Source organism: Algoriphagus locisalis (genome assembly GCF_900116615.1).
Classification (GTDB): Bacteria; Bacteroidota; Bacteroidia; order Cytophagales; family Cyclobacteriaceae; genus Algoriphagus; species Algoriphagus locisalis.
In genome coordinates, this window is sequence record NZ_FPBF01000001.1 from 116,177 (window position 1) to 131,886 (window position 15,710).

At 40.4% G+C, this 15,710-nt stretch carries 16 protein-coding genes; 8 read left to right on the plus strand and 8 right to left on the minus strand.

The window, feature by feature from the left end; translation table 11 throughout:
• The first annotated feature begins 11 nt into the window (after positions 1-11).
• On the plus strand, positions 12-1,280 hold the full coding sequence (fahA, locus tag BM386_RS00470; protein WP_170856995.1) for a fumarylacetoacetase: 1,269 nt from the start codon (positions 12-14) through the stop codon (positions 1,278-1,280).
• 269 nt (positions 1,281-1,549) lie between these two features.
• On the plus strand, positions 1,550-3,055 hold the full coding sequence (locus BM386_RS00475) for a hypothetical protein (RefSeq protein WP_091691107.1): 1,506 nt from the start codon (positions 1,550-1,552) through the stop codon (positions 3,053-3,055).
• Between the two features lie 364 nt (positions 3,056-3,419).
• Here BM386_RS00475 and BM386_RS00480 read toward each other — a convergent pair whose 3' ends face one another.
• A complete protein-coding gene (locus tag BM386_RS00480; protein ID WP_091691108.1) occupies positions 3,420-4,331 on the minus strand; it encodes a sugar phosphate isomerase/epimerase family protein in 912 nt (303 codons plus the stop codon).
• A gap of 159 nt (positions 4,332-4,490) precedes the next feature.
• Here BM386_RS00480 and BM386_RS00485 point away from each other — a divergent pair, with 159 nt between their 5' ends.
• Complete coding sequence (locus BM386_RS00485) at positions 4,491-5,156, plus strand: FAD-binding oxidoreductase (protein ID WP_091691109.1); 666 nt, start codon at positions 4,491-4,493, stop codon at positions 5,154-5,156.
• 121 nt (positions 5,157-5,277) lie between these two features.
• Positions 5,278-5,745 carry a YybH family protein gene (locus BM386_RS00490; protein ID WP_091691110.1) on the plus strand — a complete coding sequence of 156 codons (468 nt, stop codon included), beginning with the start codon at positions 5,278-5,280 and terminating at the stop codon, positions 5,743-5,745.
• An 11-nt stretch (positions 5,746-5,756) separates the two neighbouring features.
• On the opposite strand, the gene BM386_RS00495 is transcribed toward BM386_RS00490, so the two are convergent.
• The 6 genes from BM386_RS00495 to BM386_RS00520 all read right to left on the minus strand — a co-directional run bounded on the left by BM386_RS00495 (position 5,757) and on the right by BM386_RS00520 (position 10,189).
• The gene (locus BM386_RS00495) at positions 5,757-6,998 is read right to left on the minus strand and encodes a DUF4153 domain-containing protein (RefSeq protein ID WP_091691111.1); all 1,242 of its coding nucleotides are present in this window, start codon (positions 6,996-6,998) and stop codon (positions 5,757-5,759) included.
• Positions 6,999-7,028: 30 nt separating this feature from the next.
• The gene (locus BM386_RS00500) at positions 7,029-7,355 is read right to left on the minus strand and encodes a hypothetical protein (protein ID WP_091691112.1); all 327 of its coding nucleotides are present in this window, start codon (positions 7,353-7,355) and stop codon (positions 7,029-7,031) included.
• Positions 7,356-7,408: 53 nt separating this feature from the next.
• Positions 7,409-7,702, minus strand: a complete 294-nt coding sequence (locus tag BM386_RS00505; RefSeq protein ID WP_091691113.1) for a winged helix-turn-helix domain-containing protein — start codon at positions 7,700-7,702, stop codon at positions 7,409-7,411.
• Position 7,703: 1 nt separating this feature from the next.
• Positions 7,704-8,318 carry a hypothetical protein gene (locus tag BM386_RS00510; protein WP_091691114.1) on the minus strand — a complete coding sequence of 205 codons (615 nt, stop codon included), beginning with the start codon at positions 8,316-8,318 and terminating at the stop codon, positions 7,704-7,706.
• 93 nt (positions 8,319-8,411) lie between these two features.
• Positions 8,412-9,107 (minus strand): LytR/AlgR family response regulator transcription factor, encoded by a 696-nt coding sequence (locus BM386_RS00515; RefSeq protein ID WP_091691115.1) that lies wholly within the window; start codon positions 9,105-9,107, stop codon positions 8,412-8,414.
• The gene (locus BM386_RS00520) at positions 9,104-10,189 is read right to left on the minus strand and encodes a sensor histidine kinase (protein WP_091691116.1); all 1,086 of its coding nucleotides are present in this window, start codon (positions 10,187-10,189) and stop codon (positions 9,104-9,106) included. The genes BM386_RS00515 and BM386_RS00520 overlap by 4 nt, the downstream gene beginning before the upstream one ends.
• A gap of 212 nt (positions 10,190-10,401) precedes the next feature.
• On the opposite strand from BM386_RS00520, the gene BM386_RS00525 reads away from it, so the two are divergent.
• Together BM386_RS00525 and BM386_RS00530 are read left to right on the plus strand one after the other, a co-directional pair.
• Positions 10,402-10,824, plus strand: a complete 423-nt coding sequence (locus tag BM386_RS00525; RefSeq protein ID WP_091691117.1) for a hypothetical protein — start codon at positions 10,402-10,404, stop codon at positions 10,822-10,824.
• 41 nt (positions 10,825-10,865) lie between these two features.
• Positions 10,866-12,113 (plus strand): serine hydrolase domain-containing protein, encoded by a 1,248-nt coding sequence (locus BM386_RS00530; RefSeq protein WP_091691118.1) that lies wholly within the window; start codon positions 10,866-10,868, stop codon positions 12,111-12,113.
• Between the two features lie 36 nt (positions 12,114-12,149).
• Here BM386_RS00530 and BM386_RS00535 read toward each other — a convergent pair whose 3' ends face one another.
• Positions 12,150-12,599 (minus strand): nuclear transport factor 2 family protein, encoded by a 450-nt coding sequence (locus BM386_RS00535; protein WP_091691119.1) that lies wholly within the window; start codon positions 12,597-12,599, stop codon positions 12,150-12,152.
• A 374-nt stretch (positions 12,600-12,973) separates the two neighbouring features.
• On the opposite strand from BM386_RS00535, the gene BM386_RS00540 reads away from it, so the two are divergent.
• Entirely contained in the window at positions 12,974-14,236 is a 1,263-nt protein-coding gene (locus BM386_RS00540; RefSeq protein ID WP_091691120.1) for a hypothetical protein, read from the plus strand.
• Positions 14,237-14,239: 3 nt separating this feature from the next.
• Positions 14,240-15,700, plus strand: coding sequence for a Dyp-type peroxidase (locus BM386_RS00545; RefSeq protein WP_091691121.1), 1,461 nt, complete (start codon positions 14,240-14,242; stop codon positions 15,698-15,700).
• Positions 15,701-15,710 lie beyond the last annotated feature (10 nt).

Consider the following 15,710-nt stretch of genomic DNA (forward strand, 5'->3'; position numbering starts at 1 on the left):
GATTTTTACCAATGAGCGACAGCCCAAGCAACGCCCTGACTACCTGGGTGGAAGTACCAAAAAATTCAGATTTCACGATTTACAATCTTCCTTTTGGAGTTTTCAAGAATAAAAAACTTAGTCCGCGTATAGGAACAGCAATTGGAGATAAGATTGTGGATCTAAGCATCCTTGATCAAGAGGGGTTCTTTTCAGATATGTTTTTGCCGGAGGGGATTTTCTTAAAAGAATCTCTGAACGATCTGATCGAACTTGGTAAAGTAACTACCAAAAAAATCAGAGAGCGCGTTCAGGATTTGCTTTTGACGGAAAATGAGAAGTTAAGAGATCACTCTGCACGAGGTAAAGTAATGCTGAATCGTAAAGAAGCAACTATGCTGATGCCGGTGAAAATTGGAGATTACACAGACTTTTACAGCAGTATGGAGCACGCCACTAATGTGGGTAAAATGTTCCGTGATCCAGAGAATGCATTATTGCCAAACTGGAAACATCTGCCCGTTGGATATCACGGTCGTGCTTCTTCCATCATTCCTTCGGGTGTGCCGGTGATCCGACCGAAAGGACAAACCAAGGATCCAGAATCAGGTTCACCTGTTTTTGGACCCAGTAAAAAGCTGGATTTTGAGCTGGAACTGGCCTTCATAACAGGTAAATCAACCAAGCTTGGTGACTCTGTCTCAACTGCTGATGCAGAAGATTATATTTTCGGTTTTGTACTGTTTAACGATTGGTCGGCGCGCGACATTCAGGCTTGGGAATATGTGCCTTTAGGTCCATTTTTAGGAAAAAGCTTTGCTTCTTCCATCTCGCCTTGGGTGGTAACGTTGGAAGCTTTGGAGCAATTCAAAGTGGAAAGTCCGATGCAGGAACCTGAAGTATTGGACTACCTGAAGTGTGAGAAGTCCCATAGTTTCGATATACAATTAGAGGCTTATATACAGCCCGAAGATGAGAAGGCTAGCAAGGTTTGTACTTCCAATTTTAAAAATATGTACTGGAATGTTGCTCAGCAGCTGGCACACCATACCGTGAATGGCTGTAACATCAATGTAGGCGACATGATGGCTTCAGGAACGATCTCAGGTCAGGAGCCTGATTCTTTTGGGTCTATGCTGGAGCTATCTTGGAATGGCAAAAATGCAGTTAAGCTTGAATCCGGAACTGAGCGAAAGTTTATTGAAGACGGCGATACGGTCATTATGAAAGGATTTGCAGAGAAAGACGGGGTGCGAATAGGCTTTGGAGAAGTAAAAGCCAAAGTTCTTCCAGCAAAGTAATTTGCAATAAATACTAATTTTAAACCCTGGCTTTAGTATAAGTCAGGGTTTTTTTATGCGTTTTTCAGAATCATTTTTCAAATTATCGCTTAATTTTATTAAGCGCTTGAATATCAATCAATTGAACTAGTTTTGTCTTCTTTGATATTCATTGGTTCCCGGTGTTTTTAGGTTTTTTTACCAGACTACTGGGATATAAACACTCAATCAGGTCTCAATTTTTCAAGAGACATTTTAATCTTTTCAACTTTTATAACAATCAAAAAACTATGGCTAAGCTTAGAAATTTATCGATTACATCTCCCATTCTTTTTGCACTGCCTTTTCGGAGTGAGTGGGCAGTAAACCCAGTCGATATCAACAAACCCATCATGGATGGTGATTGGGATGAAGCAGGAAGTCTCAAATTCACTAGAGGGTTCGTGCTAGTGAAAAACGATGCTAACTATTTGTATCTGGCTCTTGATGTGGTATCAGATACAGGAAATGATAGCAGCACAAACGATTACTTTTGGTTGACTTTCGACAATACCCGAGATCGGGCAATCACCTCAGGTGTGGATGTTAACTATGGCCTTTATCCAGGTCAGCCCAATAAACTAGGAAGGCAGAAATACTTGGGTCCGGGACAATGGACTGGGTTGCTTTCAGATCCATCAAATTCCGCAGTGGTGCAGGAGTTTGGCCCGAGTCCCAACTCAGACGTATCCCACAGAATCTGGAAATTCAGAATAGAACTTAGCGAGATCAATGTGTCCCTTTCTTGGCCATTGAGTACGCCTTTTACCTATTTTGGCTTTCGCGTCAAATCCAGCAATCCTGGCTTCACAACTGACTTCCCAGGCAATTTTTATAAGGATTTTACCAAACTCAGGCAGTTGATTCTAAGTAGAAAACCATCTATCCCCGCGAAGGACTTGGGCCCTTTAGTAGGAAGTGTGGGATTGATTCCTACCACCAAAATAAATAGTAGCACTGGTCGTGCCACTACAGATTCCGGTTATTTTCATTTTGTGGAAAATGCAGCTTTTGGAGGCACACTGAACTTGATCGGAAACCGAACTAAAATGAAAACTCTGTATGGAGCTGGGAACAGAAAGTACATGGTAGAAATAGCCGGTCCAGATGGCGGTACTTACAAGAAGTTGGTTAGCAATTGGTCAAACTATCGCTGGACTGGGTCTTCGTACACCCTGGAGTCCTTTGCACCAAATACATACGGCTATTATCAGCTAGCAAATCCTGATACTGATTACTCCATCGATGACTTGCTGATACAATTTCCTACATCGGGGCTTTTGCCAGGAATTTACGCTGTAAAAGTCACTTTTTTCATCGGAACTAGTTATACAGCGTTGGATACTCAGGTGCTGAAATTGTATATAGACAATCATCTGCCGGCTGCGATCATAGAGAGTGTAAAGCATGGTAGGAGCGAAGTGTCCGCTTGTGCCATAGAAACAATTGGAGCAGCCCCAGATGGATTGAACTTCCGGATTACAGCCAATGATCCAGAGGGAAATCTTCGTGCTGTTAATTTTTATGCCACGTATGGTGATGGTCTATCTACTTCGATCTTTTCGGAAGGCTACAGCACTGCGAAGGGGGATTGGCAAGGGTTTGTCAATAAGTTGATTCCAGCATCCAGTAATTGGCGACCTCCACAATCTTGTGCCTATAGCTTTGTGCTGACAGCCTCAGCCAGGACTACTGATGGATACAAGTGGATAGGTAAAAATCCTACTCATCGCAATCTGACTTTACTTCTAGGGTAAAAGGTTAATGGTCCATAAATAAAAAGCCATTTCTACTAAGGAGTGGTTTTTTTGTTTAAACTATTTTATCACCGCTGTTCATAAGGAGAGTGTCCAAAAAGGTTTCAATCTTTTCCTCTCTTTGAAGATTTGCCACCAGAGATTTTATAGATCAAATAGCCTATTCCTAGTACAAAATGAAGGATTACTATGCCGACTATGATGTAGATAAAGGTATTGCTCATGGAGAATTAAAGCTTGTAGTAAACATAGGATGTGTGCAGTCTAGCTATAAAAAAGCAAAAAGCCATCTCGATATGCTCGAAATGGCCTTCTCAATAAAGTGGGTAAAAGTCAATTTTTTAACCCCTTTTATTCTAAATTCTCATTTGAATCCAATCTCTTCAAGCCCTTTATGGCTGATTTTGATGGCTTCCATTGGATCCAAACTGAATGTTTGATCCTGCTCTACCAAGTAAAACTCCATTCCAGACTTATCCTTTTCAGCTAGGATTCTCTTGAAATCAATAGTGCCTGTTCCTACTGGTGCGAAATTACCTTCCTCATTCATATCTTTCACATGCCATGCGATGAAACGTCCCGGGTACTTTTCGAAGTAAGTAAGAGGATCTACTTCGGCTTTGGTTACCCAGAATAAGTCCATCTGGAAGTTTACAAACTCAGGATTGCACTTCTCCAAAAGCAACTCCTCGATGATGGTACCATCTTCCAGTGCTTTGAATTCGAAATCATGGTTATGATAAAGTAGTTTTAGTCCAGCGGCATTACATTTTTCGCCCAAGGTGTTCATAATGTTCACCAATTCATCCGGAGTGCCTTTCATGCCCATTCCGTCTTTGCCAGAGGTAAACATTCCCATAGGAGGAACAGGTATTACAAAATACTCGATGCCGGCAGCTTTCACATCTGCGATCAATTGATCCGCATTTTCCATATTTACCATGCCCATATGGGCACTTTTGGCAGTCAAGCCAAGTGATTCTAGGTATGCTTTAAATTCCGTAGGGCTCATTCCGTAGAATTTTCCATCTTCATAATTCGCAGTTTCCACATAAGCGTAGCCATTTTCAGCTACAGTCTTAAGGGTACTTTTTGGATCGTTTGACATAGCATCTCTAAGTGTATAAAGCGCTAAACCTCCAAAGCTGGAAGATTCTACTTTTGTTTCTTCACTGGTTTCTACAACTTCTTCGGTTCCGGTTTTGCTAGAACATGCTGCGAAACTTAGTGACAGAATCAGCAAAAGGCTGATGCTTAGATTTGAATTTTTTTTCATTTTAAAGAAGGGTTTTTTCAGGGTTCAAGATAGCTAAATCATCCAACTATTGAGTGAATTGCCATATAAACTGACTTAGGAATTCGAGTCTAAAAGGCTTTCAAAGAAACAAATATGCTTCAATACGTATTGTATATTAGAACCAACTTTAATACTACGATGACATATATTTCAAAAATACTTGATATTCAGACGATCACACATGATGTAAAGCAGTACAAAGTGGAGAAACCAAAAGGTTATTCTTTTGTACCTGGACAAGCTACCGAAGTGGCAATTAATAAGCCGGAGTGGAAAGAAGAAATGCGGCCTTTCACATTTACCTCTATACCTGAGGAAGACCACTTGGAGTTTGTAATCAAATCGTACGCAGATCATGATGGGGTCACTAATCAGCTGGATAAATTATCCGTTGGAGACGAATTGATTTTGGATGATTCCTGGGGTGCAATCCAATATAAAGGAAAGGGAGTTTTTATAGCAGGTGGAGCCGGAATTAACCCGTTTATAGGGATTTTCAAGGATTTGGAAGCAAAAGGAGAATTGATCGGAAACACCTTGTTTTTTGCCAATAAAACTGCTGAAGATGTCATCTTGGAATCTTACTTCCGAAAAGCCCTGGGGAATGACTTTGTGTCAATTTTGGAAAAAGAACAAGCTGGTGGACATCAGCAGGGTAGGATTGATCAGGATTTTATTCAGGCACATATCAAAGATTTCAGTCAGGAATTCTACGTCTGCGGTCCTGATTCTATGGTGAAGGCTATCAGTGAGATTTTGGAGGAATTGGGCGCCAACCCAGATGCCATTACCTTCGAGAAGTAATAGTTGAAACTGCCAACTTCTGTGTTGTTTTCCTTTAGGCACGCTTCATCATTGGGGTTTCAATCGCGAACATATAAGTGATAAAATTTCTAACTTGAGAATCACCAACTTTAAGATAAACATGAAATCCTATTACTTATTAGTGGCGGTTCTTTGTACTACATTTTCTTGCTCGCCCAAGAATGAAGAGATCGCAGAAACACTAACGTCAGAAAATGAAATTCAAAAGCGGAACTACGATGAGCAGACCACACAGCAAGTACTCGACCATCACTTCAAGGCTTTTGTGGAAAACAACCTAGAGGAAGTAATGGCCGATTATACTGAAGAGTCAATTTTGATTACTCCAGACAGAACTTACCGGGGGCTTGCGGAAATCCGCGAGAACTTCGTGAATGCTTATGCAGCCTTGCCAAAGGATTCTACTAGCGTTACGCTGATAAAAAGTTTGGCTACAAAAGACGTGGGCTACATCATTTGGGAAGCTGATGCTCCGAATTTCGAATTTAAAAACAGCTCAGATACCTTTATCATTCACGATGGTAAGATTGTCCGCCAGACTTTTATGGGGGTAGTTACGCCTAAATAAGGGACATCCGATCATTTAAACCCAAAAATCAGTGGGAATATAAAGAGGACAAATGCCGCCCAAATGAAGTACACAGGCATGTATCGAACGATAGTTTTTCCTACTTCTATGCCTTCATTTTCTCGGGTTACTGTTTTGAAGAGTTTTGCCGCAATCAGCAATAGGTGAATTAGCATCAGGAGGTTACTTCCCAAAACTGCCATCCTATTTGGAGTAAAACCCCATTCAGCAATTCTAAATAGGATTGCCGAAAGTGCAACTCCATTAACGATAATAGTGACGATGGATAGGAAAAACAGGATCCAGAAGTCTGCGCTATTCTTTTCCTTTTCAGCACTTTCTGCCACAGAGAAAAAGATCAATGCCATGACACCAACTAAAAGCGAATTGAAAAGCAAAAGGAAATCCCTGTCGGTATAAGGGTTTTTCCCGGAGAAAATTATAGCTCCGAGATAAACTACCAGCATAATTAATACCGCCGGACTAAAGATCTTTGCAATGATGGGGGATACCTTATTCACCAACTGAGGATTGGTTTGAGTAAGCAAGGTAGCTAGGATAGGAATGGCAGGAAGTCCAAAAACCACTAGATTTTCTTGAAAGAACTTTCCAATGTTGATGTCAATCAAGGCAAAAAGGCCAAATGTAATTCCTGATAATATCCCTGCAGCTATTCCAAGAAGCGCTGACATTACGATCAGATCACCATTGAACCGCAGGAAATCCAGCCTTTTGGATAGGTTTTTTGGTTGATTTCCTGAAAAAGCAACTCCAATAAGAATCCAAAGTAAAACTGGAAGATGAAGACAAGCTAGGATTAGTACGTCAGTTTCTTTTTCGGGAAGTGAATTGATATAAATCAGACAGGCTACCGTAACAGCGCTGATGATTGCAATTGTTTTAGGGGCTACTTTGTTTTTCCAAACAAAAAAAGCTGTCAGAAAAGGGAAAACTATAAAGGCGATATTCCGAGGATAAAAGAAGTCTTCCGAAATGGAAAATGTAAAGGGAATCCGGGCGATCATTCCTGCTAGAAATGCGGAAACAGCTACAAAAAGAAAGTCGTTTTTAGATCCCCAGGAAATGGAATTGGATTCATAGGTCAGTCTTTCATGCCAGATTTTGGCAGGAATGTTATCCATTATTTCAGGATAAACTGCTATGAATGCCGTTTTGAATTCAGACTTGTTCTTTCTGTAAAGTTTCTCCAGAAAGGCTGGATCATTGATGTGGTTTTTGATTTCTTGATGCATAGATAATTGATTTTGAATAGTTAAAATTGATTAATCCCAATGCCCGGTGATACTGAAAGCTAATACAGCGCTCAGCCAGATGCCTAAAAAGTATAGTACAGAGCTAAAGATGATTGCCACCAGTTTTGATTTGTCGTTAGGAAACCACACAAAGCCCATCAGATAGAAGAATAGGCCGCCTATTGCTCCTCCAAAAGGTATAAGTCCCAGTGGGATAAACATCCAGTTTTCGAAAGGGCCTTTCCCGAAAATTACCAGAAAAAGGAGCCAGGAAAGTGGAATGCTGCCTCCGATGGCAGCGGCTACTAAAGCAGATTTGGTTTGAAAGCTTTTGAGAAATTCGAAGTTTGTTTGCATGATTTATTGATTTTGAAAGTACTTTGTATTTCAAAGTGATTGGATAAATTTTTTTAGCTTTTGTTTTCTTTGATCAAATTTTCCAGGAACTCCAAGTGCGCTTGGAAAGCCTGTTTCCCACTTTCAGTGGCTGAGTAGTTGGTCAGTGGTTTTCTACCTACAAAGGATTTGCTGACCTGAATGTATTCCTGTTTTTCCAGGTTTTTCAGATGGGAGGCCAGGTTGCCATCCGTCACATCCAGCATTTCCTTAAATGAATTGAAATCGTATTCCTCATTGACCATCAGGATGGACATGACCCGGAGCCGGACCATATTTTCAAATGCTTTATCGTAATTCCCCTTCACGTTATCGGTCGTATTTGTAGTACATCATCGCGCCATAAATGATATGCAGCACGCCGAAGCCCATAGCCCAGAGGAGTAGCCCATAGCCTGGAAAGAAAGCCGAAATGATGCCTAGTACAAGCTGGCAGTAGCCCAGGTATTTGATGTCAGTGAGTGTGAAAGTAGAAGCGTTGATCAGAGCCAATCCATAGAAAATCAATGTAGCTGGAGCAACTATAACGAGATATCCTCTGCTCATAAGTGCCAGACAGAATATGCCGCCTACTACTAATGGGACGAGAAGCGCTTGAATAAATCGCTTACTGGCAGGTGTCCAGAATTTCTGGGCTTTTTTCTTGCTTTTACTTTGGCTCATTAGCCAAGCCGTGCCAATGGAAAACAGTAAAACCACAGCGGCTGTGACCAATAACTTGCCAAGGATGTTCTCCTGTCCGATCAGTTCTATGTTTGTGCCAAAGGGTACATTGGGATAATAGACCCAAGCATAAGCTAAACCTGCAGCAATCAGTGCGTAGGTGCCTGCTAGAATTCCAGATAGCCCACTGAGTGAAAGGAAGCGGGTGCTCCGTTCCATCATGGATTTGATTTCGGCAAGTTCTTGTTCTGGTTTCCTCATAGTTAAAAGTACTTTGAGTTACAAAGTAAAATGAAAAAAGTAACATTCTTACATCCTTTGAAAAATATAATTGGAAATTTTTAATAAGGAGTGCTATTCAAACTGTTGTAACCTATTCAAAACGTCCTCTTTATAGGATCTGCTAATAGTTAATGCCTTTCCGTCGATTTCCAGGAACTCATGAGTATAGGAAGTGATAGCAGAAATGTTTCCTATGAAGGAGCGATGAAATCGGATAAATTGACTTTCAGGAAGTTTACTTTCAAAATTTGAAATGCTTTCCCGGACTAGAATGACTCTTTCTCTGACATGAATTTTAATGTAATCAGAATAGCTTTCTACATAGAGAATGGAATCAAAGGCTATTTTCTCCATCTTGCGATCCTGCTTCACAAATATAAATTCAGGTTTTTCTGAAGCGATTATGCTTCCTTTTTGATCCAACCCCTGTTTTACTTTTGCTACAGCTTTCAGGAATCTTTCAAATGGGATTGGTTTGAGCAAATAATCTGTTGCTTCCAAATTGAATCCCTCCAAAGCATATTCGCGATAGGCAGTGGTGAAAATAACATGAATCTCTTGTGGGATAATTTTGGCGAAAGCCATACCATCTATTCCAGGCATATTGATGTCGAGGAAAATCAGATCAACTTGCTCTTGTTGAACCAAATTAAAGGCTTCATTGGCGTTGATGGCACATCCCACAAGATTTAAATGATCAACCTTGGAGACAAAGTCTTTCAAAATATTCTGCGCAATAGGTTCGTCGTCAACGATCAGGCAATTCATGAGCTTTTGGGTTGATTCGTTTGTATGTGGAGGTTCATAATAAAGTAGCTACCAACTTTTTCAAAGGTAAAGTTATGAGCATTTGGATAGAGAAGTTCGAGACGTTTTTGGATGTTTTGAAGACCAATTCCAGATGATTCCAGCGGTTCTCTCTGATCTGTTTTCTCGACAGTATTTGTAAGGAAGAAATGTATGTTACCCTCAGCGGCATCGATTCTCAATTCCACGAAGGCCTCATTTCCTTGAGATTTTCCATGCTTGAAGCTGTTCTCAAGCAAAGGGAGAAAAAGCATCGGTGCGATCATTTCGCCAGTCAACTGTTTTGGAAAGGTCGATTCAATTTTAAGCTTTTCCCCATGTCTCAACTTTTCTAAATCCAAATAATCTTTCAAATGATCCACTTCATCTTGAAGTGGGACAAAGGACTTTTTGGTTTGGTACAGGATATAGTCCAGCAGGTTTGAAAGTTTCAAAATCAGCTCCGGCGTTTGGTCACTTTTTGCGATAGCAGAACCATAAATAGTATTCAAAGTATTGAACAAAAAGTGTGGGTGGATCTGCATTTTGAGGTAGGAGAGTTCGTCTTGTTTCAGCTGAAGTTCACCGTTTACCAGCGCAAATTGTAACTCCTTGTTTCGTAGGTAAATCTTATAGCTTTCCCTGTAGGCCGAGAATAAAGAAGTAATCAGGACAATGATATATACACCAATAATGATGAGGTATAAGTTCTTGCTCATCATGAAACCACTGTCTATTGTTTCCAAAGAATTAATGAAAATGAAGCCATAAAAGGAGGATAGGGCAATTAGAAAAAATGTAATGATTAGGGTGTAAATCGTGTATAGCGCAAACAAGAAGTACTTTTGCTGAAAAAGGTATTTTGGGATAATATAAAAACTGAAAACGTTAACCATTCCCATGGTGACCGGAAGAAGAAATACTCCAAAAGTGAAAGCAGGAGCGAGATCGGAAATAGTTATTCCGAAGTAAAAAGTAAAGAACAAAAGAGCGCCTAGACAGATGGATAACTGTTCGAGAAGCTTCTTTGATACCTGAATTAACAACCGCTTTTTATTCTTCATTGAAATGGACAAGGTCTAGTAAAAAATTGTATTTGCAAAGAATTTGCGACCGTTGACAGGATATGGAGGATAAGTTGCTCTGCGAGGTAGGTTTATTCCAAAATCACCTGAATTTCCGTCAATACTGTGGTTGAGTCGGTTGTTGATCGCAAAACTTACATTAAAAACTCTGAGTGCTATATACTTGCATTATCAACTAATCACCAAAATCCATGAACACTTACACTGCTATATTTACTCAAAAAATTGTTCTAACAAATGTCCTCATCGAAAGATTTGTCGAAGGCGGAGTGACAGGAATGACTCTTATTGTAGTATGCTTACTTCTTGCTGTTTTTTTTTCATTTAAAGCCTTTGCCAATTTGAATGGGGATAAAGCTACCTTTTTGAAATATAAAAAGCTCATCAACCAAGTGGTGCTTCTTGGATTAGTGATTTCAATTGTTAATAGTTTGATGGGGTTGATTCAGGGATTTGATGCACTTGAGGCCACAGGCGGAGCGGATCCAGCAATTTTAGCTGGAGGGTTAAAAATCACTTTGCTCTCACCGTTATTTGGATTAACTGTCTTTATCATTGGCTACTCAGCAACTTTTATTTTGTCTTGGATGAGAAAAGCTGATACAGAATCCTAATGGAAAGTTTCTATTCCAAATAAAGATCAAACTGAAATTCAATGAAAGTATTTAAGAGAATAGCATGGATAGGACTATCTGTATTAGTCTGGACCATTTTTGTAGGACTAGGGTTTATAAATGGGTTTTTGTTGAGGGGAATCACGTCTAGTGATACTTCTGAGGCTTTTATCGAAGTGTCAACAGAAGAAATTGAAAACGAGGTGGAAGGAAGCTTAGCGATGGTGCTCATAGAAGATGGAGAGGTTTCGCAAGACTTTTTTTATTCTATAGACCAACCTGTAAATGGCAACACAGTATTTCCAGTAGCATCAGTTAGCAAGTGGGTGACTTCTTTTGGTATTATGAAACTGGTCGAGCAAGGAAAGGTGGACTTGGACAAACCAATAGACGATTACCTGACGAGGTGGCATCTTCCTGAAAGTGATTTTGATAATAGAAAGGTGACTGTACGGAGACTGCTCTCGCATTCTGCTGGCTTAGTGGATGATTTGGGCTATGAAGGTTTTGCGCGTGGAGAAAAAGTCCAGACCATTGAGGAGTCATTAACCAAAGCTTCAGACTCGCCTTATGCTGAAGGTGTAGCAAGAGTAGGTGTTGAGCCAGATACTGAGTATTTGTATTCAGGAGCAGGATATACGATTTTACAATTGTTGATAGAGGAAATCAGTGGACAATCCTTTCAGGACTACATGACTGAGGCAGTCTTTGAACCTCTGAGAATGAACAATTCGACCTTTGTTTTAGCAGACAAGCCCAATCTTCAATTGGCTCAGCTATATAAGGAAGATGGTACACTTACAGAGCCCCGTACTTTCACAGCTCTTGCGGCAGCTTCTTTATTTACCAGCACAGCAGATTTGAGTAAGTTTCTCATAGCAAACCTTACTGATAATCCGGTATTACGCCGTGAGACTATTTTGCAAATGAGCAAGCCGGAAACCTTTATCAATAAGATAGGAGTGTATGGTTTGGGGCCACACCTATACAGTCAGAATGATGCGCAATCTAATATAATTGGCCATGATGGAAGTGGAGGTACTATTGTCATCAATACGGCGGCCAGGGTAAATATCAAATCAAATAATGGAATTATTGCTTTGACCATGGGCAATCCTTCAGTTGCATCGGAGATTGCTGACGAGTGGTTGTTTTGGGAAGCCGGGATTGCAGATTTTGTAGTGATGCAGCGCAATATTCCATTTCTAATCAAGCTGTTGGTCGTAGGTTACCTAGTTATTCTTGCGGTATCTATCAGCATTATTCGCAAGGTTAAAAGTGAAAGTTAGAATCAAACATCAAACTAATTTAAGGTTAAAACTCACTTACTCCCCTTCAGGTATCGCCATGGTATGATTACCTGTCAAAAGACATTTGCCATCCACATCCACGTAAGTTCGCATAAAGTGGTATTTGGTAGGAGTGGGGCCTCGGTCCACGACGGTGAAACCCGTTACTATTGCCGTGTTACCTGTGATTTCCACTTTCACTTCACTTTGTGTCCGGGACCGGGTATTTGTAGTTCCTTTTGCCGCTTGGATTTCAGTTCGCTTGATGACATCCTCCTTTGTATCGATCATCGAGGCATGATTGTGTACCCAAATGAAGTTTTCAGCAAGCGTACTTTTGAAAAATTCTGGATCTGGGTTTAGGTTGTTAGCCTCCCACTGCGCGTCTAGGGCTTTGATGGAAGCTGCTGTCATGCAGGATTGCTGGGCAAAAGTGTTAAGTAAAGTGAGGATGTTGAAAAGAACAAAGAGAATAACTGGTTTCATGCCTTGAGGAATTTGGGTAAAAACTAATGTGATGCTATTTAAGATGATTTGATCTATAAGTCAACTTTGGCTGGGGATGAGAGTTTCTGTAAGCTTTGGTTTACTATTTTCCAGAGAAGTTAATATAGGATTATTCTTAGGGTAAAATTGTAATAATGGTTAATTACTTATATATTGAAAGAGGCTTTGTTGTAATTTTTAATTAAGATTTTTTATCGGTAGTTACAGGTTAGAAATCTTTTTTTTAAATGTAAATAACAGCCGGATTTTAAGAGCAAGTTGTTGTATGACAGCTTTATAAAAGCTTGAGTATTTTAGTTTGAGAATGTCTTTTTTTAGTTTTTCTTAATTTAATTATAGGTTAATCAATCTATATGAACCAAAAATCCACCACCATTCTGGTTCCTGTGATTCCTGAAAAGATTCAGGATTTATTAGATCAATTGGCAGATATCAAACAGAAATCTCAGCATGGGATATCGAAAGAATTTGACGAGTTATCCATCATACATTTTGCCCGTTGGGTCGTGATCGACCACGGGAAGTCCTATATAAAAGATGAACAGAAAAGGAATCCCAAATTACTTTTTGTAATCGATTACGATGGAGATGAAGGAGAAATGCTTCACAAAGTCTGCGAAAGTTCCAGCACCATTTTGGACTTGGTTTATGTTTTTTGCGAAGGCTACCCACCTTTAAATACAATCACAGAAGCAAGCAGACATTTCTACCTAGAGAGCCACGTCATCAAAGATGCAGCTGTTTACATAGGAGCACCGGGAAGGTCCGTCATGCAGATAAGAAAAGAGAAAAAGCTTCGTGATTTTATTCGGGAGTTTATCGATTCCAGGTCTTGGGAAGATGTCCCGGCTGAAACTGTCCACCTGAAAATCAAAGAGCAGGTATTGTCAAATGCTGAATTCTCTTACTTGAAAGGAGAAAGAGTGAACGTGCCCCGAATCAATTATGTGGGAGCAGTTTTGTTAGGGATTTGCTTGCTCGCTTTATTGCCCTTTATCCTTATTCTGGTGTTGATTGTGCACTTCTTTTATGAGCGAAAGGATGAGAATTTCACGAAGAAAAGGAGCCAGTTGGACGATGGGTTTTTGACGGAGTTGGAAATGTATGAAGATTTTAAGAACCAAAATCAGTTTACTCAATTAGTTGATATGAAGGAAGGTACAATCCGCCTGATCTCAATCAAATTCATGTTTTTGCTCTCAAATTTCCTGATCAAATTCATTTTCACTCAGGGAAAGCTAATGGGTATTCCCACCATACATTTTGCTAAATGGGTGATGTTCGAGAAGAATTCCAGAGTGCTGTTTTTCTCCAATTTCGATGGGAGCTGGCAGCAATACCTTGGAGATTTTATAGATAATAGTGGCTGGGGACTGACTGGGATTTTCTCTAATACCAAGGTGTTTCCCAAAACAAACTTTTTAATAACTGGCGGTGCCTACAGGGAAGAGTATTTTCTTGCCTGGAGCCGTAATTCAGAATTAGTGACGAATTTTTGGTACACCGCTTATCCAGACCTTTCCATCAAAAACATCAATAACAACACCAGAATTCGAGTACAATTGATGAAGACACTTTCAGAACGTCAGGCTGCCAAATTTCTTAAACTCCTTTAGACTATGCATACTACCATGCTAGAATTAGAAAATATCCAAGGTTACCTGATCCGAGGGTATGCTCATATGCTGTATTCGAGGTTTGTTTACTTACAGATTTCTGATGCTATAGCCACTAAAAAATGGCTGTCAAAGTCTTGGCAGGAGATGACTTCTGCCAGACATATTCACGATAAGTCGGAAATAGCCCCTACGCATTTGAACATTGCTTTTACCCATGCAGGCCTGGGAAAGCTCGGGCTGCATGAGGAGAATCTTGCAGCATTTTCCAGAGAATTCAGACAAGGGATGGTTTCGGATCATCGAACCAGACTTTTGGGTGATTTTGGAACGAGCCGTCCCGAGGTTTGGAATTGGGGAGGTCCGCGAAATGAAAACATCCACCTCTGCTTGATGGTGTTTGGTAATGATAAGTCTTCAAATGATGACCTTGAAAAAGATAAAGTTGTATGCCTGGAATACTACAGAGAGTTAGCGGCTGATTTTGAGGCAAATGGCCTGACGGAACTATTCTATATAGACGGGCAAACGCAGCCGGATAATAAAGAACACTTTGGGTTTAGGGACGGGGTGTCACAGCCGATCATCGAGGGATCTGGAAGAGTGGGAAACAAAGATGACGTGATCAAAGCCGGAGAGTTTGTTTTTGGCTACAAAAACGAATTCGGGGTATATCCAGACACTCCTTTGATCGTAAAGGAGCAAGGTGATTTGAATCTATTGACGCCTGACGCAGGTGGAAGTGGTCAAAAAGACCTTGGGAAAGACGGTACGTTCATGGTGATGCGCCAATTGGATCAGGATGTCAATAAATTTTGGAGCTACCTGAATGACAAAACCAAAAACCCGGATGGAACAATCAATGCAGCAGAAAGCCTAAAATTAGGAGCGAAGTTTATGGGAAGATGGCAGAGTGGAGCACCTATTGCGCTTTTTCCGGAGACTGATCCTGGGCCTCATAGTGATGTTAATGACTTTGGTTATGCGAAATTTGATAAGGAGGGTTTAAAATGCCCGTTTGGCTCACACCTGAGAAGGATGAACCCAAGAGATAACGTAGATGATCATGGTAAAAAGGAGTCATTAAAACTAAGTAAGCAGCATAGAATAATCAGACGTGCCAGGCTATATGGGGAGATCTATGAAGGATCTCCCACGAATATTACCCCAAAAGGCGATGTGGGTCTGCTATTTATTTGTTTCAATGCAGACATTAGCCGTCAATTTGAATTTCTACAATATACCTGGGCAAATCTTCCCAAAAACAAGGAGCTTTACAATGATCCAGACCCTATTATCGGAGTAAAGGAAACCCCGGATCTCGGTGAAGAACAAAATTTCACCATTCAAGATGAACCTGTAAACAAAACTGTTAAAGACTTACCACGAGTGATCACGGTGAAAGGTGGCGCATATTTCTTTTTTCCTTCTATAAATGTGCTGCGTTACTTAGCTACGATTTAAGCTGGCTCAG